The organism is Bacillus sp. CIS52 (assembly GCF_053545315.1).
Genome location: NZ_JBIUFR010000001.1, coordinates 1,550,614 through 1,569,981 on the forward strand (window position 1 = coordinate 1,550,614; position 19,368 = coordinate 1,569,981).

At 45.1% G+C, this 19,368-nt stretch carries 20 protein-coding genes; 19 read left to right on the top strand and 1 reads right to left on the bottom strand.

Annotation, left to right across the window (positions count from 1 at the left end):
- The first annotated feature begins 11 nt into the window (after window positions 1-11).
- The 16 genes from flgL to ftsX all read left to right on the top strand — a co-directional run bounded on the left by flgL (window position 12) and on the right by ftsX (window position 14,130).
- The gene (gene flgL / locus ACH32G_RS07490; RefSeq protein ID WP_016937776.1) at window positions 12-929 is read left to right on the top strand and encodes a flagellar hook-associated protein FlgL; all 918 of its coding nucleotides are present in this window, start codon (window positions 12-14) and stop codon (window positions 927-929) included.
- Between the two features lie 90 nt (window positions 930-1,019).
- Window positions 1,020-1,589, top strand: a complete 570-nt coding sequence (locus tag ACH32G_RS07495) for a DUF6470 family protein (protein WP_049627496.1) — start codon at window positions 1,020-1,022, stop codon at window positions 1,587-1,589.
- 29 nt (window positions 1,590-1,618) lie between these two features.
- A complete protein-coding gene (fliW, locus tag ACH32G_RS07500; RefSeq protein WP_016937778.1) occupies window positions 1,619-2,050 on the top strand; it encodes a flagellar assembly protein FliW in 432 nt (143 codons plus the stop codon).
- The gene (gene csrA, locus ACH32G_RS07505) at window positions 2,044-2,268 is read left to right on the top strand and encodes a carbon storage regulator CsrA (RefSeq protein ID WP_003151402.1); all 225 of its coding nucleotides are present in this window, start codon (window positions 2,044-2,046) and stop codon (window positions 2,266-2,268) included. The genes fliW and csrA overlap by 7 nt, the downstream gene beginning before the upstream one ends.
- Before the next feature lie 143 nt (window positions 2,269-2,411).
- Window positions 2,412-3,398 carry a flagellin N-terminal helical domain-containing protein gene (locus ACH32G_RS07510; protein ID WP_016937779.1) on the top strand — a complete coding sequence of 329 codons (987 nt, stop codon included), beginning with the start codon at window positions 2,412-2,414 and terminating at the stop codon, window positions 3,396-3,398.
- 247 nt (window positions 3,399-3,645) lie between these two features.
- Window positions 3,646-5,166 (top strand): flagellar hook-associated protein 2, encoded by a 1,521-nt coding sequence (locus ACH32G_RS07515; RefSeq protein ID WP_016937780.1) that lies wholly within the window; start codon window positions 3,646-3,648, stop codon window positions 5,164-5,166.
- Between the two features lie 19 nt (window positions 5,167-5,185).
- A complete protein-coding gene (fliS, locus tag ACH32G_RS07520) occupies window positions 5,186-5,587 on the top strand; it encodes a flagellar export chaperone FliS (RefSeq protein WP_045926616.1) in 402 nt (133 codons plus the stop codon).
- Window positions 5,587-5,931 (top strand): flagellar protein FliT, encoded by a 345-nt coding sequence (locus ACH32G_RS07525; protein WP_448814169.1) that lies wholly within the window; start codon window positions 5,587-5,589, stop codon window positions 5,929-5,931. The genes fliS and ACH32G_RS07525 overlap by 1 nt, the downstream gene beginning before the upstream one ends.
- Before the next feature lie 9 nt (window positions 5,932-5,940).
- On the top strand, window positions 5,941-6,318 hold the full coding sequence (locus tag ACH32G_RS07530) for a hypothetical protein (protein WP_060964154.1): 378 nt from the start codon (window positions 5,941-5,943) through the stop codon (window positions 6,316-6,318).
- A 194-nt stretch (window positions 6,319-6,512) separates the two neighbouring features.
- Entirely contained in the window at window positions 6,513-7,079 is a 567-nt protein-coding gene (gene hpf, locus ACH32G_RS07535) for a ribosome hibernation-promoting factor, HPF/YfiA family (RefSeq protein WP_016937784.1), read from the top strand.
- A gap of 166 nt (window positions 7,080-7,245) precedes the next feature.
- The gene (secA, locus tag ACH32G_RS07540; protein WP_047475776.1) at window positions 7,246-9,771 is read left to right on the top strand and encodes a preprotein translocase subunit SecA; all 2,526 of its coding nucleotides are present in this window, start codon (window positions 7,246-7,248) and stop codon (window positions 9,769-9,771) included.
- Between the two features lie 74 nt (window positions 9,772-9,845).
- Window positions 9,846-10,947 (top strand): peptide chain release factor 2 gene (gene prfB, locus ACH32G_RS07545; protein WP_155816738.1). Its coding sequence is split into 2 segments (ribosomal slippage): window positions 9,846-9,917 and window positions 9,919-10,947, totalling 1,101 coding nucleotides; the frame shifts between segments, so codons are not numbered across the junction.
- Between the two features lie 169 nt (window positions 10,948-11,116).
- On the top strand, window positions 11,117-11,965 hold the full coding sequence (locus ACH32G_RS07550) for a YitT family protein (RefSeq protein WP_047475774.1): 849 nt from the start codon (window positions 11,117-11,119) through the stop codon (window positions 11,963-11,965).
- A 35-nt stretch (window positions 11,966-12,000) separates the two neighbouring features.
- On the top strand, window positions 12,001-12,342 hold the full coding sequence (cccB, locus tag ACH32G_RS07555) for a cytochrome c551 (protein WP_003151417.1): 342 nt from the start codon (window positions 12,001-12,003) through the stop codon (window positions 12,340-12,342).
- Window positions 12,343-12,560: 218 nt separating this feature from the next.
- Window positions 12,561-13,247 (top strand): cell division ATP-binding protein FtsE, encoded by a 687-nt coding sequence (gene ftsE, locus ACH32G_RS07560; RefSeq protein ID WP_003151418.1) that lies wholly within the window; start codon window positions 12,561-12,563, stop codon window positions 13,245-13,247.
- On the top strand, window positions 13,240-14,130 hold the full coding sequence (ftsX, locus tag ACH32G_RS07565; protein WP_016937789.1) for a permease-like cell division protein FtsX: 891 nt from the start codon (window positions 13,240-13,242) through the stop codon (window positions 14,128-14,130). The genes ftsE and ftsX overlap by 8 nt, the downstream gene beginning before the upstream one ends.
- A 46-nt stretch (window positions 14,131-14,176) precedes the next feature.
- Here the strand turns inward: ftsX and ACH32G_RS07570 are convergent, their stop codons facing one another.
- Window positions 14,177-15,583, bottom strand: coding sequence for a right-handed parallel beta-helix repeat-containing protein (locus ACH32G_RS07570; RefSeq protein WP_049627491.1), 1,407 nt, complete (start codon window positions 15,581-15,583; stop codon window positions 14,177-14,179).
- A gap of 167 nt (window positions 15,584-15,750) precedes the next feature.
- Here ACH32G_RS07570 and ctpB point away from each other — a divergent pair, with 167 nt between their 5' ends.
- The 3 genes from ctpB (at window position 15,751) to ACH32G_RS07585 (ending at window position 19,144) form a co-directional block, all read left to right on the top strand.
- Window positions 15,751-17,151, top strand: coding sequence for a carboxy-terminal processing protease CtpB (ctpB, locus tag ACH32G_RS07575; RefSeq protein WP_045926622.1), 1,401 nt, complete (start codon window positions 15,751-15,753; stop codon window positions 17,149-17,151).
- 374 nt (window positions 17,152-17,525) lie between these two features.
- Window positions 17,526-17,879 (top strand): swarming motility protein SwrAA, encoded by a 354-nt coding sequence (swrA, locus tag ACH32G_RS07580; protein ID WP_012118562.1) that lies wholly within the window; start codon window positions 17,526-17,528, stop codon window positions 17,877-17,879.
- Window positions 17,880-17,953: 74 nt separating this feature from the next.
- A complete protein-coding gene (locus ACH32G_RS07585) occupies window positions 17,954-19,144 on the top strand; it encodes a S1C family serine protease (RefSeq protein ID WP_016937791.1) in 1,191 nt (396 codons plus the stop codon).
- Window positions 19,145-19,368: the final 224 nt, after the last annotated feature.

Consider the following 19,368-nt stretch of genomic DNA (forward strand, 5'->3'; position numbering starts at 1 on the left):
GAGATAAGTAAATGAGAGTAACTCAAGGGATGATCGCAAAAAATTCTCTTCGATTTATCGGCTCAAGTTATGACAAGCTCGATCGGCTTCAGCAGCAAGTGTCTACGGGGAAAAAAATCACCAAAGCTTCTGATGATCCGGTCGTCGCAATGAAGGGAATGCAGTACCGTACTCAGCTTGCGCAGGTCAACCAGTATCAGCGGAATGTTTCGCAAGGTTTCACATGGCTGGAAAACTCGGAATCCAGCGTAAACTCAGAGACGGATATTATGGGGAAAATCCGAGACTTGATGATTAAGGCAAAAAGTGATTCGAACGGTGAAACGGAATTAAAAGCAATCGGTACAGAAATCGGCCAGCTGAAAAAGCAGCTCGTTTCTGTCGCGAATACTCAAGTGAACGGGCGTTACCTGTTTAACGGAACAAATTCAGATGTCCCGCCGATCACTGAAAATGCCGACGGCACGTATACGTACAACTATGAAAATTACACGAGTGCTTCGGATGTTAACATCAACATTTCGAACGGGGCAGTGCTGAAAGTGAATTCTGACCCGAAATCAGCTTTCGGGGGCGTCGCTCAAAATGGAGATAATGTATTTGAATTTCTCAACTCATTAGAAGCTTCTTTAAGCAAAGGTACGCTTTCTGAAGCAGATTCAAATCAAATTCTGTCAGACATCGACGGTTTTACTGACAAAATGAATGCTGAAAAATCCAATATCGGCGCCCGAACAAACCGTTTGGAACTCATTAAGACAAGGTTGGAATCTCAAGCTGCTACCGCTGAAAAAGTATTGTCAGATAATGAAGATGTAGAAATGGAAGATGTGATTGTTGATTATTTATCTCAGCAGACGGTTCATAAAGCTGCGCTGTCAGTAAATGCGAATATCATTCAGCCGTCACTGATCGACTTTCTGAAATAATAGATGAAACGTCTTCTATATATAAAAAAAGCGACTCACAACAGGGAGATCGCTTTTTTTACTAGAACACTCTAAAGAGGAGGGGTCTCTATGCAGATGCCGAGATTGATTATTGACAGTGTGCCTGCTAAAATCGGTATAACCTTTCAGAAGGAAGAAATCGAGATGGAACAGCCGCCCGCTGACCTGGAAATCGAGCAGCCGCCGGCAGAGCTGAACATTGAAAGCACGCCGGCCAAACTGACGATTGATCAGACGAGGGCGTGGGAGAACTTAAATCTGAAATCATTTGAAAAGCTGAACGCTGAAGCCGCCCAGAAAGGTGCGCAAGCATGCAGTGAGTTTATTGCGAAAACAGTCAGAGAAGGGAAGGAAATGGCGGCTATCGAAAAGAAAACCGGCAATGTGATGGCCCGTCAGGCAGCGGATGTCAGTCCGCCCGATCCATTCGGCGAATTCAGCGACTTTCTGCCTGCGCAGTTTCTCGTTGACATTGACTGCATTCCTTCAAAGCTTACGGTTGATATTGAAGCCCGCAAACCTTCAATTGAAGCCACCGCCCATAAACCGGTATGGAATTACACACCGGGGAGAGTTCAGATTGATATGAGGCAAGACCCTAAAGTGACGATTTCGGTTGACGACGGTAATACAGAATAAAAGATGAAAGTGGTAAAGGATTGTGAAGCATGATTATTAAAACAAAATATCACGGAGAAATCAGAATAGACGAAGGGCAGATTATCTCATTTGAAAACGGGCTGCCGGGATTTAATGACGAGACTCAATTTGTTGTTCTTCCTTTGTCGGAAGATTCACCGTTTTTGGCGCTGCAGTCTGTCAAACAGGAGCATATCGCCTTTATTGTCGCCAGTCCGTTTATTTTCTTTAAAGGATACGAATTTGACATTGACCAATCGACTCTGGAGCTTTTGCACATTGAAGATATAGAGGACGTCGAAGTGATGGCGATTTTAACGCTGGAAGAGCCTTTTGAAAACACGACCGCCAATTTAAAAGCGCCGATTATCGTGAATAAAAAGGAAATGAAGGCGAAACAAATCATTTTACATGATGCTTCCTATGAAACAAAACATTTGATAGGAGGAGGATCATGCTAGTTCTCTCGAGAAAAGTGAATGAGTCCATTCAAATCGGGCCGGATATTGAAATCAAGGTGATTGCCATCGAAGGAGAGCAAGTGAAACTGGGAATTGAAGCGCCGCAGCACGTGGATATTCATCGGAAGGAAATATACTTGTCTATCCTGGAAGAGAATAACAGAGCTGTATCTTTTAATACTGATTTATTACTTAATTTATCCTCACAAAAAAAGTGAGGATTTTTTTATTTTCAATATAAACAATAGAAGCGGCCGTCCGATATATATAGTGTAGCCAATGAGAGGAAAATTTTCTTCAAAAATGATGCTGCACAAATGCACAAGGACGTGCGAAAAACAATTCAGGGAGGAAATACAAAATGAGAATCAACCACAATATCGCGGCTCTTAACACTAGCCGTCAGCTGAATGCAGGTTCAAGCTCTGCTGCAAAAAACATGGAAAAATTATCTTCAGGTCTTCGCATCAACCGCGCTGGTGATGACGCTGCGGGTCTTGCGATCTCTGAAAAAATGCGTTCTCAAATCCGCGGTTTAGACATGGCGTCTAAAAATGCTCAAGACGGAATCTCTCTTATCCAAACATCTGAGGGTGCATTGAACGAAACTCACAGCATTCTTCAGCGTATGAGCGAGCTTGCTACACAAGCGGCGAACGATACAAACACAGATTCAGACCGTTCTGAGCTTCAAAAAGAGATGGACCAATTATCATCTGAAGTAACAAGAATTTCTACTGACACTGAGTTCAACACGAAGAAACTTCTTGACGGAACTGCGAAAAACCTTACGTTCCAAATCGGAGCTAACGAAGGCCAAACAATGAGCCTGTCTATCAATAAAATGGATTCTGAAAGCCTGAAAGTCGGTACAACTTATACAGCAAATGCTGACGGATCTAAAATTACAGATAAAGATGGAAATGAAGCAACACTTGTAACTGACGGTTCTAAAGGACCGAATGGCTACTATGATGCTGCTGATAAATTAGTTTATCAAGCTGACAGTGCTGTGGCTGGAGATTCTAAAGTAACAAAAGGTATCGACATCTCATCTTCAGCTAAAGCTGCGTCTTCAGCTCTTACAACAATCAAAACAGCTATCGACACAGTATCTAGCGAGCGCGCTAAACTTGGTGCGGTTCAAAACCGTTTAGAGCACACAATCAACAACCTTGGTACTTCTTCTGAGAACCTGACTTCTGCTGAATCACGTATCCGTGACGTAGACATGGCTTCTGAGATGATGGAGTACACGAAAAACAACATCCTTACTCAGGCTTCTCAAGCAATGCTTGCGCAAGCTAACCAACAGCCTCAGCAAGTTCTTCAATTGCTTAAAGGTTAATGACGGAAAGATCCTGGTTCTCCAGGGTCTTTTTTTATTTCTGCAGCTTTTCCCCCTCATCATGCCAAAGAACCCTATTGACAAAATGAAACGTTATAATTTGCAGTTAAATTATTGAAAACCTTTTAATCTGACCGATATAAGAATAAGATCATACATTTATGGAGCTGTGATATGATAAACAGTCGGAAACTCACTGTTATCATAGAGCCGTCTACGACTAAACGCCGAAAAGGAGAGGGTACATATGGTCACAAGAATCACAGGCCTTAATTCCGGTCTTGATGTAGATTCTCTGGTGAAAAAAATGATGGATGCCGAAAAGCAGCCGCTTAATAAATTAAACCAGCAAAAGCAGACGCTTGAATGGAAGCGCGATGCTTATCGGGAAATGAATACCCAGATTGCCGACATGTATTCCACTACATTTAATAATATGCTGATGTCCACAAACTGGAATAAAAAAACAGTAACAAGTTCGGATTCCAGTGTCAGCGCGGCGGCTGTCAGTGCTGAACAGAATATTTCAACGAGCATGTCTGTACAGCAGCTGGCTACGCCGACGACTTATAAATCCTCAGGGGCCATCAATTTCACTTCGGGTCAAAGCCAAACATTGAAATTCAATGTCACAAATCCGGGCGAAACGAAGCCGACTGAGGTAAACGTCACGATCGCCGCAACCGATACGATTGATGATGTGGTCACCAAACTAAACAGCTCGGGCCTCGGGGTGACGGCCTTAAAAGAGAAAATCTCCAACGGCACGGATTATGTGGATACGATCGCGTTTACTTCCAATAAAACGGGAGAAGGGTTTGCCCTTGCCGCAGGTGATGACGCAACTAAAAGCTTCCTGAAAGATCAGCTCGGTTTTGCCGTTGATGATACAACGAATGAACTTACGGCCAATGCCGAAGGGAAAAACGCGAAGTTTACGTTCAACGGGCTTGAAATGACAAAAACGTCAAATAACTTTACGATCAACGGCATCAAATACACGCTGAACAGCGTGACGGACAGCAATAAAACGGTTACGATTAACAGCACGACTGATACGGACGGCATTTTTAACAACATTAAAGATTTCGTTGATAAATACAATACGTTAATTAAAAGCGCAAACGAGAAGGTGACAGAATCAAAATACCGTGATTATACGCCGTTAACCGATGAACAAAGAGAAGCGATGACCGATAAGCAGGTTGAGCAGTGGGAGGCAAAAGCCAAAAGCGGTTTATTACGGAGCGACAGCACGCTGCAGAACGGTTTGGCGGAGATGCGGCTTGATCTGTACTCAACGGTTACGATTGACGGAAAAAAATATCAGCTTGCCGATTTCGGAATTGAGACGTCTGATAGTTATACGGATCAAGGAAAGCTTGTCATTAAAGACGAAGCGAAACTGAAACAGAAAATTACCGAGAATCCTGCTCTCGTGGCTAAACTGTTTAATGCAGACAGCCCTGATACAGCGAAAACCAAAAACCCGGAGGAACAGGGGATTGCCCGGAGATTAAAAGACACATTAAATAAAATGCAGATTCAAATTTCAAAACAGGCGGGTACGGAAAGCTCGGTATCAACCAGCTTTGCCATCGGAAAAAGCCTGGATGAAATAGAAACAAATATTTCCAATATGAAAACGAAGCTGGATGACATCGAGACGAGATATTATAAAAAGTTCAGCGCACTGGATACGGCATTGGAGAAATTGAACAGCCAATCTTCATATCTCACGTCAATGTTAGGATCTTCAACATCATAACCTTGGAGGTTTTATAAAAATGGCAATAAATAATCCTTTTGCTGCTTATCAGCAGACATCCGTCTTTACAGCCGCTCCGGAAGAGCTGACCCTTATGCTTTATAACGGCTGCCTGCGATTCATTAAGCTGGCAAGGCAGGCGATGAAGCAAAACAACCCTGAAGCCAAAAATGAAAATATCGTAAAGGCGCAAAACATCATTCAAGAGCTCAGCATCACGTTAAACCGGGAGATTGAGATTTCTGAACAAATGTCATCAATCTATGATTACATACGCCGCCGCCTGATTGAAGCGAACGTGCAGAATAATGAAGGATTGTTAGATGAAGCGGAAAAGCTAGTTACTGAATTTCGTGATACGTGGAAACAGGCCATGCAGAGCGAACGGAAAAACAGCCACGGCGCGGGCGGCCTTGCCTGATGAACAGCAATGTCCTTTCTTTGTATAATGAAACGAAGAACATGTACGCCGCATTGAAGGATGCCCCGGAAAGCGACGGCCTCATCAGCAGCTTTACAGCATTTACGGAGAAAAGGGAGGAGATGCTTGCGGGCATAAAGCCGCCTTTTTCCGACGAAGAAAAAACGCTGTTTCAGCAGGTGACCGCGATGGACCGCTTGATTACCGGAGAAGTGAAACGGCTCCAGGATAGCATCCGAAATGAAATAAAAACACTCAAGAAAAAACGGGTGTACCATAATACGTATTTTAATCCGTATCATCAAACGACAAGTGACGGCCGTTATTACGACAAACGCAAATAGGTGAGTGTTTTGAGAAGTTTGAACGATTACCATTTGGTGTCAGCATACTACCAGCTTCTTTTTACCATTGATGAGGGGCTTTGCTACCTATTGGATACACAGGATGATTTTTTCAAGACGGAGGGCGAACGGATTTACAACGATTTGATTCAGGCTTTTTTTCATCTCGATTCCTCTCATGCGCTTCTCTTGTCTATCGTTGAGTGCCAATGCGTGGAGACGGCGATTCGGTCATTTGACGAGATTTTTCAGGATTTCAGCATGTTAAATGATTATGATTTCCCGTCCGCTCCATTTCAGGAGTTTTTAAAAACCATCTTTCTGCCGCATTATAAGGTGTGGATGGAGCAGACGCACGACTGCATCAAACCGTATGTTCTTCACTAGACCTGCTGCAAGCGGCAGGTCTTTTGCCTGCGTCTTCTGCATATACTGATAATCCTGCCGGAAGCAGCGGATATAAGCCGACACCATTCGTCATCGTTCACCGAATTTACACATTATTTTAACGTTTCAGCAGGGATCAGAAGGGGAAAAAGAGAAATAGTTACATATCCTTAGATAAAGGGAGGCGTTCTTTGATGAACTACAATATCAGAGGAGAAAACATTGAGGTTACACCTGCGTTAAAGGATCATGTGGAAAGAAAAATCGGCAAGCTGGAACGATATTTCGAGCAGAGCGTCAATGCCGATGTGAACGTCAACTTAAAATTCTATAATGATAAGGAATCCAAAGTTGAAGTCACCATTCCGATGACTGATCTGGCGCTTCGATCCGAAGTGCATAACGAGGATATGTACAATGCAATTGATCTCGCAACAAACAAGCTGGAACGTCAAATCCGAAAGCACAAAACAAAAGTCAACCGAAAATTCCGCGAGCAGGGTCTTCCGAAACATTACTTCGAGAACGGAAGCGCAGCTGATACAAACGTAGCGGTTCAGGACGAAATTGAAGATGACAGCCCGGAAATTGTCCGTCAGAAACGTTTTAATTTAAAACCGATGGATAATGAAGAAGCGATTCTCCAAATGAATATGCTCGGACATAATTTCTTCGTATTCACCAACGCGGAAACGAATCTCACAAATGTCGTTTACCGCCGAAATGACGGCAAATACGGATTAATTGAACCGACTGAATAAACCATCCAGCCTTCCGTGAACGCGCGGAAGGTTTTTCTCTATACTTTATCTGCAAATTCTTTGGAAATAACCAAAGGTATGTTATGATAATGAGAGGTATACATGGACAGAAAATTATCATTTATTCCATGCGAAATCTGCATGTGAACATAGAGGAGCGTTATAGATGCTTGGGATTTTAAATAAAATGTTTGATCCGACCAAACGTGCGCTGAACAAATACGAAAAAATAGCGAATGACATTGATGCTGTAAAAGGAGATTATGAAAATCTCTCTGACGATGCGCTTAAACAAAAAACGGCAGAATTTAAAGAGCGGCTTGAAAAAGGAGAAACGACGGATGACCTTCTTGTCGAAGCATTTGCCGTCGTTCGTGAAGCTTCACGCCGCGTAACCGGCATGTTCCCGTTTAAAGTGCAGCTGATGGGGGGCCTTGCCCTTCATGAAGGGAATATCGCCGAAATGAAAACAGGGGAAGGGAAAACGCTGACGTCCACCCTTCCGGTATATTTAAACGCGTTGACGGGAAAAGGCGTTCACGTCGTAACGGTCAACGAATATCTGGCAAGCCGTGATGCCCAGCAAATGGGAGAAATTTTCGAGTTTCTCGGGCTTACAGTCGGCCTGAACCTGAATTCGTTGTCAAAAGACGAAAAACGCGAAGCTTACGCGGCCGATATCACATATTCAACGAATAATGAACTCGGCTTTGATTATTTGCGTGACAACATGGTGCTTTATAAAGAACAAATGGTGCAGCGCCCGCTTCATTTTGCTGTTATTGATGAAGTCGATTCCATTTTAGTCGATGAAGCGAGAACGCCATTGATTATTTCCGGACAAGCTCAGAAGTCCACAAAACTGTACGTGCAGGCAAATGCGTTTGTCCGCACACTCAAGCAAGATCAGGATTATACGTATGACGTCAAAACGAAGGGCGTTCAGCTGACGGAAGAAGGAATGACGAAGGCTGAAAAAACGTTCGGCATCGACAACCTGTTTGATGTCAAAAACGTGGCGTTGAACCACCATATCAATCAGGCTTTAAAAGCCCATGCGGCGATGCAGAAAGACGTGGATTATGTTGTTGAGGACGGCCAGGTTGTCATCGTCGATTCCTTCACCGGCCGTCTGATGAAAGGACGCCGCTACAGCGAAGGCCTTCACCAGGCGATTGAAGCGAAAGAAGGCCTGGAGATTCAAAATGAAAGCATGACTCTGGCGACAATTACGTTCCAAAACTATTTCCGTATGTACGAAAAGCTTGCCGGCATGACCGGTACCGCAAAAACGGAAGAGGAAGAATTCCGCAATATTTATAACATGCAGGTTGTGTCCATTCCGACCAACCAGCCGGTCATCCGTGAAGACCGTCCGGATTTGATCTACCGCTCAATGGAAGGGAAATTCAAGGCGGTGGCGGAGGATGTCGCCCAGCGCTACATGACCGGACAGCCCGTTCTTGTCGGTACGGTTGCCGTTGAAACATCTGAATTGATTTCTAAACTTCTGAAGAATAAAGGAATTCCGCATCAGGTGCTGAACGCGAAAAACCATGAGCGTGAAGCTCAGATCATTGAAGAAGCGGGACAAAAAGGCGCTGTCACAATTGCGACCAACATGGCAGGACGCGGAACCGACATTAAACTCGGTGAAGGCGTAAAAGAGCTTGGCGGCCTTGCAGTCGTCGGTACGGAACGCCATGAATCCCGCCGGATTGACAACCAGCTCCGCGGACGTTCAGGGCGTCAGGGAGACCCGGGTATCACACAATTTTATCTTTCAATGGAAGATGAATTGATGCGCCGTTTCGGAGCTGAACGGACGATGGCGATGCTTGACCGGTTCGGTATGGATGACTCCACGCCGATTCAGAGCAAAATGGTGTCACGCGCCGTGGAATCGTCTCAAAAACGTGTCGAAGGAAATAACTTCGATTCACGTAAACAGCTTCTCCAATATGACGACGTGCTCCGTCAGCAGCGCGAAGTCATTTACAAGCAGCGTTTTGAAGTCATTGACTCTGAAAACCTGCGTGACATTGTGGAAGGCATGATCAAGTCTTCACTGGAGCGTGCAATTGCCGCTTATACGCCGAAAGAGGAGCTTCCGGAAGAATGGAATCTTGACGGCCTCGTGGAGCTTGTGAATACAACGTATCTTGATGAAGGCGCGCTAGAAAAGAGCGATATCTTCGGAAAAGAACCGGATGAAATGCATGAGATGATCATGGATCGCATCATGACAAAATATAATGAAAAAGAAGAGAATTTCGGCACAGAGCAGATGCGTGAATTCGAAAAAGTCATCGTATTGCGTGCCGTCGATTCAAAATGGATGGATCATATTGATGCGATGGATCAGCTGCGTCAAGGGATTCACCTTCGCGCCTATGCGCAGACAAATCCGCTGCGTGAATACCAAATGGAAGGTTTCGCTATGTTTGAGCACATGATTGAGTCCATTGAGGACGAGGTGGCGAAATTCGTCATGAAGGCCGAGATTGAAAGCAATCTGGAACGCGAAGAAGTTGTTCAGGGCCAAACGACGGCTCACCAGCCGCAGGACGGCGATGAGGCCAAACAAGCGAAAAAAGCGCCGGTGCGCAAAGTCGTAGATATCGGACGCAACGCGCCTTGCCATTGCGGAAGCGGAAAAAAATATAAAAATTGCTGCGGCCGGACAGAATAGTCACGACTGTATGCATCGAACATGACCGGGTCTGCGTCTTATGGCGCCCCGGATCTTTTAATGAGGTGAATGGAATGGAATTATCAGAAATCAGGGCAGAGCTCGAAAATATGGCTTCTCGTTTAGCGGACTTCAGGGGGTCTCTTTGACCTCGAATCAAAGGAAGCCCGCATTGCAGAATTAGATGAAAAGATGGCGGAACCGGAATTCTGGAATGACCAGCAGAAGGCCCAAACTGTCATCAACGAAGCGAACGGTCTGAAGGAATACGTGAACTCCTATCATCAGCTGAGCGAGTCTCATGAAGAGCTCCAAATGACACATGATCTTTTAAAAGAAGAACCTGATACGGATCTTCAGCAGGAGCTTGAGAAAGAGCTGAAGTCATTAACGAAGGAATTGAATGAATTTGAGCTTCAGCTGCTGCTCAGTGAACCATATGACAAAAATAACGCGATTTTAGAACTTCACCCGGGTGCCGGCGGTACAGAATCCCAAGACTGGGGTTCCATGCTGCTCAGAATGTATACCCGCTGGGCGGAAAGACGCGGATTCAAAGTTGAAACGCTTGATTATCTGCCAGGAGATGAAGCCGGAATTAAGTCGGTCACACTGCTCATTAAGGGCCACAATGCATACGGCTATTTAAAAGCGGAAAAAGGCGTACACCGACTCGTGCGGATTTCTCCGTTTGATTCATCAGGCCGCCGCCACACGTCATTCGTGTCATGTGAAGTCATGCCTGAATTCAATGAAGAAATCGACATTGATATTCGTACCGAAGACATTAAAGTTGATACGTACCGGGCAAGCGGTGCCGGCGGACAGCACGTCAACACGACTGATTCGGCCGTTCGGATCACCCACCTGCCGACAAATGTAGTCGTTACATGCCAGACGGAACGTTCACAAATCAAAAACCGCGACAGAGCGATGAAAATGCTCAAAGCGAAGCTGTATCAGCGCAGAATTGAAGAACAGCAGGCGGAGCTTGACGAAATCCGCGGCGAACAGAAAGAAATCGGCTGGGGCAGCCAAATCCGCTCTTACGTATTCCATCCGTACTCCATGGTGAAAGACCACCGGACCAATACGGAAATGGGGAACGTACAGGCGGTTATGGACGGAGATATTGATATCTTCATTGATGCCTACTTACGCTCTAAACTGTCTTAATCCGGGAACACACCTGCCTTTGGCATGGTGTGTTTTTTTATCCGTTCTCTTTTTCCATTTTTCACAATAGCGCTTTAGCAAATTAATACGGTATTTGGCTGTTATTTACTTCTAGGCCGGGAAGACTTAAAATGCTATCGAGAGAAAATCGGAGAACGGAGGATTTTGCATGGATGTGAATCACAATAAGCCGCTCCGGCTGATCAAAGATTACATATATATCATGATCGGCGCGGCGATTACAGGGGTCGTGTTTAACGTATTTTTGCTGCCGAACCGTATAGCGGCGGGCGGAGTAAGCGGAATCAGCACCATTTTGGAGACGTTTGGTTTTGAGCCGGCTTACGTGCAGTGGATCATTAACATCCCTTTGTTTATCGCCGGAGTGATCATTCTCGGCGGGAAATTCGGAATGAAGACACTTGTCGGTTCCATCGTTCTGCCGCTTGCCGTCTTTTTAACAAGAGACCTGCCTGCCGCGACGACCCATGAACTGCTGGCGGCGATTTTCGGAGGCGTCGGGATCGGCACGGGAATCGGCATCGTGTATCTCGGCAAAGGCTCCACGGGGGGAACGGCACTGGCGGCGCAGATCATCCACAAATACACGGGGCTTTCACTGGGAACGTGCCTTGCCATCATGGACGGATTAATTGTGCTGAGCGCGATGCTCGTTTTCGGAGTGGAACAGGGACTATATGCGATGCTTGGGGTATTTATGTCAAGCAAAACGATTGATGTCGTGCAGGTCGGATTCAACCGCTCCAAAATGGCTTTAATTATAACGCAGCATGAAGAAGCCGTCAGGTCGGCTGTGTTTACGGAAATTGACAGGGGAGTGACGAAGATTTCGGCAGTTGGCGGGTATACGGAACATGACCGGCCGATCTTAATGTGTGTCGTCGGCCAGACCGAATTCACAAAACTGAAACAAATCGTCAAACAAATTGATGAGTCAGCCTTTGTCATTGTCGCAGACGCAAGCGAGGTGCTCGGCGAGGGTTTCAAACGCGCATAAACAGGGTTATAATAGCGAAGGGGTGCATCTTACATATGAAATCAAAATGGGCGCTATTGGCGCTGGTTCTGACCATGTCCGTCCTGCTGGCGGCATGCGGCGGTTCCAATGAATCGAAAAAAGAAAGCTCTGACAGCTCAGGCGGATCGAAAGCATCTGCGTCAGCGGGCGAAGAGCTTTATCAGCAAAGCTGTATCGGCTGTCACGGTAAAGACTTAGAAGGCGGCGGAGGTCCGAATTTACAGGAAGTCGGCGGGAAGTATGATGAAGCTAAAATTGAAAGCATCATTAAAAACGGACGCGGCAATATGCCGAGCCATCTTGTAAATGATGAGGAAGCCGCGAAGATCGCAAAATGGCTGTCACAGAAAAAATAACAGAAAAACCTTGCCTGTTATAGGGGCAAGGTTTTTTCACGGCCTGGGAATGAAAAGAAACTGTAATAGTAATATGTCTAAATTTGACGTATAATGAAGTGTACTGAGGAAAAGGAACTTTCAGATTTTTCATCTGTTTCCTGGTAGATCGGCCATAAACCGCAGTATTTTTGCGAACTCTATGGCTGCAAGACATAAATAAAAGATTAGGTGATTTCATGATAGAGATGAAAGAAGTATATAAATCCTATCCGAACGGTGTAAAAGCGATTAACGGGCTGTCAGTCATGATTCATCCCGGAGAATTTGTATATGTCGTAGGACCGAGCGGAGCCGGTAAATCTACTTTTATTAAAATGATTTACAGAGAAGAAAAACCGACAAAAGGGCAAATATTGATTAATCATAAAGATCTCGCGGCTGTGAAAGAAAAAGAGATTCCTTTCGTGCGGCGTAAAATAGGTGTTGTTTTCCAGGATTTTAAACTTCTTCCGAAATTGACGGTATTTGAAAACGTAGCGTTTGCGCTTGAGGTTATCGGAGAGCAGCAGTCAGTCATTAAAAAACGCGTGCTCGAAGTGCTCGATCTGGTGCAGCTGAAGCATAAAGCGCGGCAGTTTCCCGACCAGCTTTCCGGAGGAGAACAGCAGCGTGTTTCTATCGCAAGATCCATTGTCAACAATCCTGACGTCGTTATAGCTGACGAACCGACGGGCAACCTTGATCCGGTAACATCATGGGAAGTCATGAAGACGCTGGAAGAGATTAACAACCGCGGAACGACTGTCGTGATGGCGACACACAATAAAGAAATAGTAAACACCATGAAGAAACGGGTCATCGCGATCGAAGACGGAATTATTGTGCGTGATGAGTCAAGAGGGGAGTATGGTTCTTATGATTAAAATTCTCGGGCGCCATTTGCGTGAGAGTTTTAAATCTCTCGGAAGAAACACATGGATGACATTTGCATCCATCAGCGCTGTTACCGTTACATTGATTTTGGTCGGCGTGTTTTTAGTCATTATGCTGAATTTAAACAACATGGCTAAAAATGCTGAAAAAGAAGTGGAAATTAAAGTATTAATCGATCTGACGTCAAATAAGAAAACGCAGGATACGCTGCAGAATGAGATTAAAGACATCTCGGGAATCCAAAGCGTAGAATTTTCATCTAAAGATAAAGAGCTTGATCAATTGGTCAAAAGCTTCGGCGACAGCGGAAAGGCCATGAAAATGCAAGATCAGGAAAACCCGCTGAACAACGCGTTTATCGTCAAAACGACAGATCCGCATGATACGCCGAAAGTCGCGAAAAAAATTGAGAAGCTGGATCATGTGTATAAAGTGACATACGGGAAAGAAGAAGTCAGCCGTCTGTTTAAGGTCGTCGGAGTGTCACGCAACATCGGGATCGCGTTAATCATCGGCCTTCTGTTCACGGCGATGTTCTTAATTTCAAATACAATTAAAATCACGATTTTCGCCAGAAGAAAAGAGATTGAAATCATGAAGCTTGTCGGCGCGACAAACTGGTTTATCCGCTGGCCGTTTTTCCTTGAAGGGCTGCTGCTTGGGGTATTTGGTTCTGTCATACCGATCGCTCTCGTGCTGAGCACGTACCAGTCGATGGTCGCTTGGGTGGCTCCGAAAGTTCAGGGCTCATTTGTTTCACTCCTGCCGTACAGTCCGTTTGTGTTCCAAGTATCACTTGTGCTCATTCTGATCGGCGCGGTTATCGGAGTATGGGGAAGCCTGACGTCCATCCGGAAATTCCTTCGTGTATAAATGCAAAAGCCAGTCTTTGTCAGACTGGCTTTTTTTGATGGTTCTGTTATTGAATGACGGGCAGGGCCGGTGATCCCGGCTTTAATGTAAAGTCATAAGACGATTCGTCACGATACATCGGATCGGCATATATGGAATTCGGATCATTTGCCGTTCCTTTTTTGTAAGCTGCGAATGAATCATATTCTTTGTTCTTCCAATTCCAAATGCCGTCTTTTCCCGTTTCTTTGTGATAGACGTTATGATTAACGGTATTGCCTTCGTTTTTCGTATAATCATTTGCGATAAAAATTCGTGAACCGCTTGCCGTCATGATGTTCTTTTCGATGGTGTTCCCTTTTGTATCGTACTGAAGCAGCAGCTGGCCGCCGTCAAGGTCCTTCGTGTCATTTCGGTACATAATATTGTGAGCGATCACGGAATTGATTGTGCCGCCTCGTTTTGTGTCATATCCCCCGATTGAAATACCCGTGTAAGCATTGTTGTACACTTTGTTATCCGTAATCCGTATATCTTGTGCGTACTTCCCTTTATGCTCGGAAGTGGCTTCAATGCCGAGGTCATTGTTGTAAACGGTGTTTTTCTTAATGTCCACATGTTCTGCGCCGTCAACGTATATACCGCCCGCAGAGTATTCATTGCCGTAGGCGGGGTTTCCGTAAGAAGAGTTATGGCTCACCGTATTGTTTTCAATGACGCCGTTTCGCGCATAGTCATTTTGCTTGGAAGTTCCTTCGTAGCCGATCACGTCAATCCCGATATTGTTGTTGTTCCGGATGGTATTGCCGGCGATCTTAAAACCGTCAACATTCCCGTTCAGCACGACCGCTTCGCTTGCGCCGAGCGTCAATTTTTCAACCGTGTTATTTGTGATGCTGACATCCTTCATGGCGCCCGAGCCGTAAAACGCGATGCCGTGTGCATTTCCCTCATCAGCCGTTGTTTTAATGTTCCGGATATGGTTGCCGTCAATGGCGATATGACTGCTTGATCCGGTGACATAGATGCCCATGGCTGTCGCATCTTCTGATGAGACGGATAGGTTTTCAAGCGTAATGCCGTGAATGGTAATGTACTGTTTATTGCTGATTTGAATTAACGGTGTTTCAGAATCGCTTTTAGGTGCAGATTTGCCGCTGATGGTGACATGCTCATTCTGATAGTTCTGAAATGTAATCGGCTTTTTCGCCGTCCCGCTGTGCTTTACTTCAAATGTTTCGTCGTACGTTCCTTCCCGAATCAATACTGTTGTTCCGGCCTCCGCCTTTTCCGCCGCATGCTTCAATGTGCGGAACGGCTTTTCTTTCGTTCCGTCATTTTGATCGTTTCCCGCGGGAGAAACATAAAGAGCGTCAGCCTGTGATTTTTCATTGGCCTCTGTTTTTTGCCAGACAAAGGCGGTAATGCCTGCGGCCAGCACCGCCGCGGATAAAATCGATAATTTTATTTTCATATCGCATTCTCCTGTATATTTAATGAATTGCATACAAATTATTATACGTTACCCATTTATATGAAACAATCTATCGGTTCCGTTTTTTTGTTGCCGTTACATGAATTCTTTTCAGTTTACACATACTATCTCCAGGTTTTCGTAAAAGGACTAAGAGGAGGTAAACGATGAAGCAGAAAATAATCGCAGCGATAGCGGCCGTCAGCATCTTGTGCGGCGGAGCCCATATTGCCGGGGCGGCACAGCCGAAATCATCAGAAGCAGAAAGAAGCCAGGCAATGGAAAAAATCGAAAAAGCATATGAGCTGATCTCGAACGAATATGTGGAAAATGTGGATAAAGAAAAGCTACTTGAAGGAGCGATTCAGGGGATGCTGTCTACATTAAACGATCCTTATTCCGTTTATATGGACAAGCAGACTGCCAAGCAGTTTTCCGATTCTCTGGATTCATCTTTTGAAGGGATCGGCGCTGAAGTCGGTATGGAAGAGAATAAAATCATTATCGTATCACCGTTTAAGCAATCTCCGGCTGAAAAGGCAGGCCTCAAGCCGAATGATGAAATCATCAGTATAAACGGCGAGTCAATGAACGGGAAAGATTTAAATGAAGCCGTGCTGAAAATCAGAGGGAAAAAAGGATCGAAAGTTTCTATTAAAATACATCGTCCGGGCACTGAAAAACAGCTGTCATTCCGGATTAAAAGAGCGGAAATCCCGCTGGAAACCGTATTTGCTTCCCGTAAGGAATCAGGCGGGCATCATGTCGGCTACATCGCTATATCGACGTTTTCCGAGCATACTGCTCAGGACTTCGCCGCGGCGCTGAAAAAGCTTGAGAAACAAGGGATTGACGGACTCGTTCTTGACGTAAGAGGAAATCCCGGCGGCTACCTTCAAAGCGTCGAACAGATTTTAAAGCATTTCGTCACAAAAGACATGCCGTATATCCAAATCGCGGAACGCAACGGAGATAAAAAACAATATTTCTCAACTTTAAAACATAAGAAGCCGTATCCCGTTAATGTCATTACGGATAAAGGAAGCGCTTCTGCTTCAGAAATTCTTGCGGGCGCGCTGAAAGAAGCGGGGCATTATGACGTTGTCGGTGATACCTCCTTCGGTAAAGGAACGGTACAGCAGGCCGTGCCGATGGGAGACGGCAGCAACATTAAATTGACGCTTTACAAATGGCTGACGCCGAAAGGCAATTGGATTCACAAAAAAGGCATTACTCCGACAATCGCCGTAAGCCAGCCGGATTATTTTGCGGCGGGACCGCTTCAGCTGAAACAGCCGCTTCAGCCTGATATGAACAGCGCAGATGTCAAACACGCGCAAATCCTGCTGAAAGGTTTGGGTTTCGACCCGGGCAGGGCGGACGGCTATTTCAGCGGCACAATGAAAAAAGCCGTCATGGCGTTCCAAGATCGGTACAAACTTGATAAAACAGCTGTCATTGACAAACAAACAGCGGAAAAAATGAATCAGCTGATGAATGAGAAGAAATCTGACGAAAAAAATGATATACAGCTGCAAATGGCGTTAAAATCATTATTTGTTAAATAAATGAAAAGGAGGCTTTTTTAAGGCCTCCTGTTTCTTTTATCATGTCTCATAAATGAACCAAAAGACACATAATTATGACGATTTTGACAAGATATTAAAAAAATTTTCACATTTAAACATTTATAAAGGACAAACATTACCCGATATTTATAGGGAAGAGAGACTTTATGCCGAGTTAATATGTATTCAAAATGAAACTTTTGAAAGTTGCCTCAGTCAGTTTTAGTTCTTACAATAAAAGAAGGTTCTAATAGAGAACAGTTTTTTAGTTTGGCAGCTGCATTTCAGTATTGAAAGCAGAAGTGTTTGCGGCGCTTCAGCACGGCAGCTGTAATCACCCGTGCTTATCTGGATAAAAAAATGGGGGTTCACAATTGAAGAGGGCAAGTATTGTGCGTGAAAAAAAATATTATGAATTAGTGGAACAACTAAAAGACCGAACAAAAGACGTTACATTTTCATCAACAAAAGCACTAAGTCTTCTTATGCTGTTCAGCAGATACCTGGTCAATTACACAAATGTTGAATGTGTTCACGATATCAATGAGGAGTGTGCAAAGCATTATTTCACCTACTTAATGAAAAACCATAAGCGTTTAGGAATCAATCTGACGGATATTAAACGGTCCATGCTTTTGATCAGCGGTGTAATCGAGGTGGAAGTCGACCACTATCTGAAAGATTTCTCTCTATCAAATGTGACGTTGTGGATGACGGAAGAGAGATAGACGTTTGAGATATTCAAGCCAATGATTATTTGGTAGAATAGAATTAAAATGTTTGGCTTGAGGCGGTGAAAGCAATGTCTGTTCAATGGGGAATTGAACTTCTGAAAAGTATCGGTCTGTTTTTTTTGCACCCGATGTTTTGGTTTTTTATCATCATAAGTCTCGCATGCGGATATTTGCGGATTAAACGTGAACGCCATACGTTTCATACAAAAATCGCAGATATGTATGACGAGCTTATCTTTACATACATAAAAGGGCTTATACCGGGTATTCTTCTCTCCATATTATTTTTTGGACTGGGAATTTCGATTCCATTCGGTCTTCTCGGCATAATTGCGGCTGTGACGGCTTTGGCATCGCTGACGTTCCGTATGAACTGGCTGTCATCAGCTTATATTGTCAGCGCCGGCATGTTGATTGCGTTTATCCTTCAGTATACCCACACAGTGCCGTTTGCGGATCGGTTTCCGCAGGCATTCGGCGTGAATTGGGCATCAGCGGCCGTGTTTATGGGCCTTTTGATCATCACGGAGGGAGCGGCTGCTTACCGTTCAGCGCACCTGAAAACATCTCCGGCGCTTGTCGTCAGCAGCAGAGGTCTGCCCATCGGCCGTCAATTGGCGAATCGCGCATGGCTGCTTCCGCTTTTCTTATTGGTGCCGGGCAGCGGGCTTGAGTCACACCTTTCTTGGTGGCCTGTCTTTACCGTGCCGGGCGGCTCTTTCCATCTGATCTGGATTCCTTATATCGCCGGCTTCGGACAGCGTGTGCAGGGATCCCTGCCAGAAGTCAGCATACGGATAACGGCGAAGCGTGTCATGATTCTCGGGATTATCGTCACCGCGTTCGGGGCAGCGGCCCTTTGGTGGAGTCCGCTTGCCGGTGCTGCCGCTTGTATTGCGGTGCTCGGACGCCTATTCTTATCATTGAGACAGCGGCTGAACGATAACGCGGCTCCGTTTTATTTCTCTAAGCGGGATCAGGGCTTAATGGTGCTCGGCATCATTCCGAATACGCCCGCGGAAGATCTTGAGCTGAAGATCGGTGAGATTATAACGAAAGTAAACGGCATTCCCGTAAAGCATGTATCGGATTTTTACGAAGCACTTCAAAAAAACCGCGCATTTGTAAAAATGGAGATCATCGGCCTGAATGGTGAGATCCGGTTTGATCAGCGCGCGTCCTATGAAGGCGAACATCATGAATTAGGTATTTTATTCGTTCAGGATGAACATGAGCAAGAAGAAATGACAGCATTATAAAAAGCCCGGCCGCCGTGTTTAGCGGCACCGGGCTTTTTTTACGGCCGGATTACGGCGCCAGCGGCCGAACTCAGTTACATTCCACTTCTCTCTTTTAAATAAAAAGATAACGGCATCGCGATACTCTATGCGGCGGGGGAGTGCGGTGACACTTTGAGAGAGAAAAATAAGAAGGAAAACTAGAAAAGGTTCCGGAAAGCGGGTGCTCACGGAACCTTTTTTTG

Excerpts from the sequence above, each read along its gene's own strand:
- csrA (WP_003151402.1), top strand. The coding sequence starts at position 2,044 with ATGCTAGTTCTCTCGAGAAAAGTGAATGAGTCCATTCAAATCGGGCCG.
- ACH32G_RS07585 (WP_016937791.1), top strand. The coding sequence starts at position 17,954 with ATGTCTGTTCAATGGGGAATTGAACTTCTGAAAAGTATCGGTCTGTTT.
- fliW (WP_016937778.1), top strand. The coding sequence starts at position 1,619 with ATGATTATTAAAACAAAATATCACGGAGAAATCAGAATAGACGAAGGG.
- hpf (WP_016937784.1), top strand. The coding sequence starts at position 6,513 with ATGAACTACAATATCAGAGGAGAAAACATTGAGGTTACACCTGCGTTA.
- ftsX (WP_016937789.1), top strand. The coding sequence starts at position 13,240 with ATGATTAAAATTCTCGGGCGCCATTTGCGTGAGAGTTTTAAATCTCTC.
- ctpB (WP_045926622.1), top strand. The coding sequence starts at position 15,751 with ATGAAGCAGAAAATAATCGCAGCGATAGCGGCCGTCAGCATCTTGTGC.
- fliS (WP_045926616.1), top strand. The coding sequence starts at position 5,186 with ATGGCAATAAATAATCCTTTTGCTGCTTATCAGCAGACATCCGTCTTT.
- ACH32G_RS07550 (WP_047475774.1), top strand. The coding sequence starts at position 11,117 with ATGGATGTGAATCACAATAAGCCGCTCCGGCTGATCAAAGATTACATA.
- ACH32G_RS07515 (WP_016937780.1), top strand. The coding sequence starts at position 3,646 with ATGGTCACAAGAATCACAGGCCTTAATTCCGGTCTTGATGTAGATTCT.
- secA (WP_047475776.1), top strand. The coding sequence starts at position 7,246 with ATGCTTGGGATTTTAAATAAAATGTTTGATCCGACCAAACGTGCGCTG.
- cccB (WP_003151417.1), top strand. The coding sequence starts at position 12,001 with ATGAAATCAAAATGGGCGCTATTGGCGCTGGTTCTGACCATGTCCGTC.
- ACH32G_RS07570 (WP_049627491.1), bottom strand. The coding sequence starts at position 15,583 with ATGAAAATAAAATTATCGATTTTATCCGCGGCGGTGCTGGCCGCAGGC.
- ACH32G_RS07510 (WP_016937779.1), top strand. The coding sequence starts at position 2,412 with ATGAGAATCAACCACAATATCGCGGCTCTTAACACTAGCCGTCAGCTG.
- ftsE (WP_003151418.1), top strand. The coding sequence starts at position 12,561 with ATGATAGAGATGAAAGAAGTATATAAATCCTATCCGAACGGTGTAAAA.
- ACH32G_RS07525 (WP_448814169.1), top strand. The coding sequence starts at position 5,587 with ATGAACAGCAATGTCCTTTCTTTGTATAATGAAACGAAGAACATGTAC.
- ACH32G_RS07495 (WP_049627496.1), top strand. The coding sequence starts at position 1,020 with ATGCAGATGCCGAGATTGATTATTGACAGTGTGCCTGCTAAAATCGGT.
- flgL (WP_016937776.1), top strand. The coding sequence starts at position 12 with ATGAGAGTAACTCAAGGGATGATCGCAAAAAATTCTCTTCGATTTATC.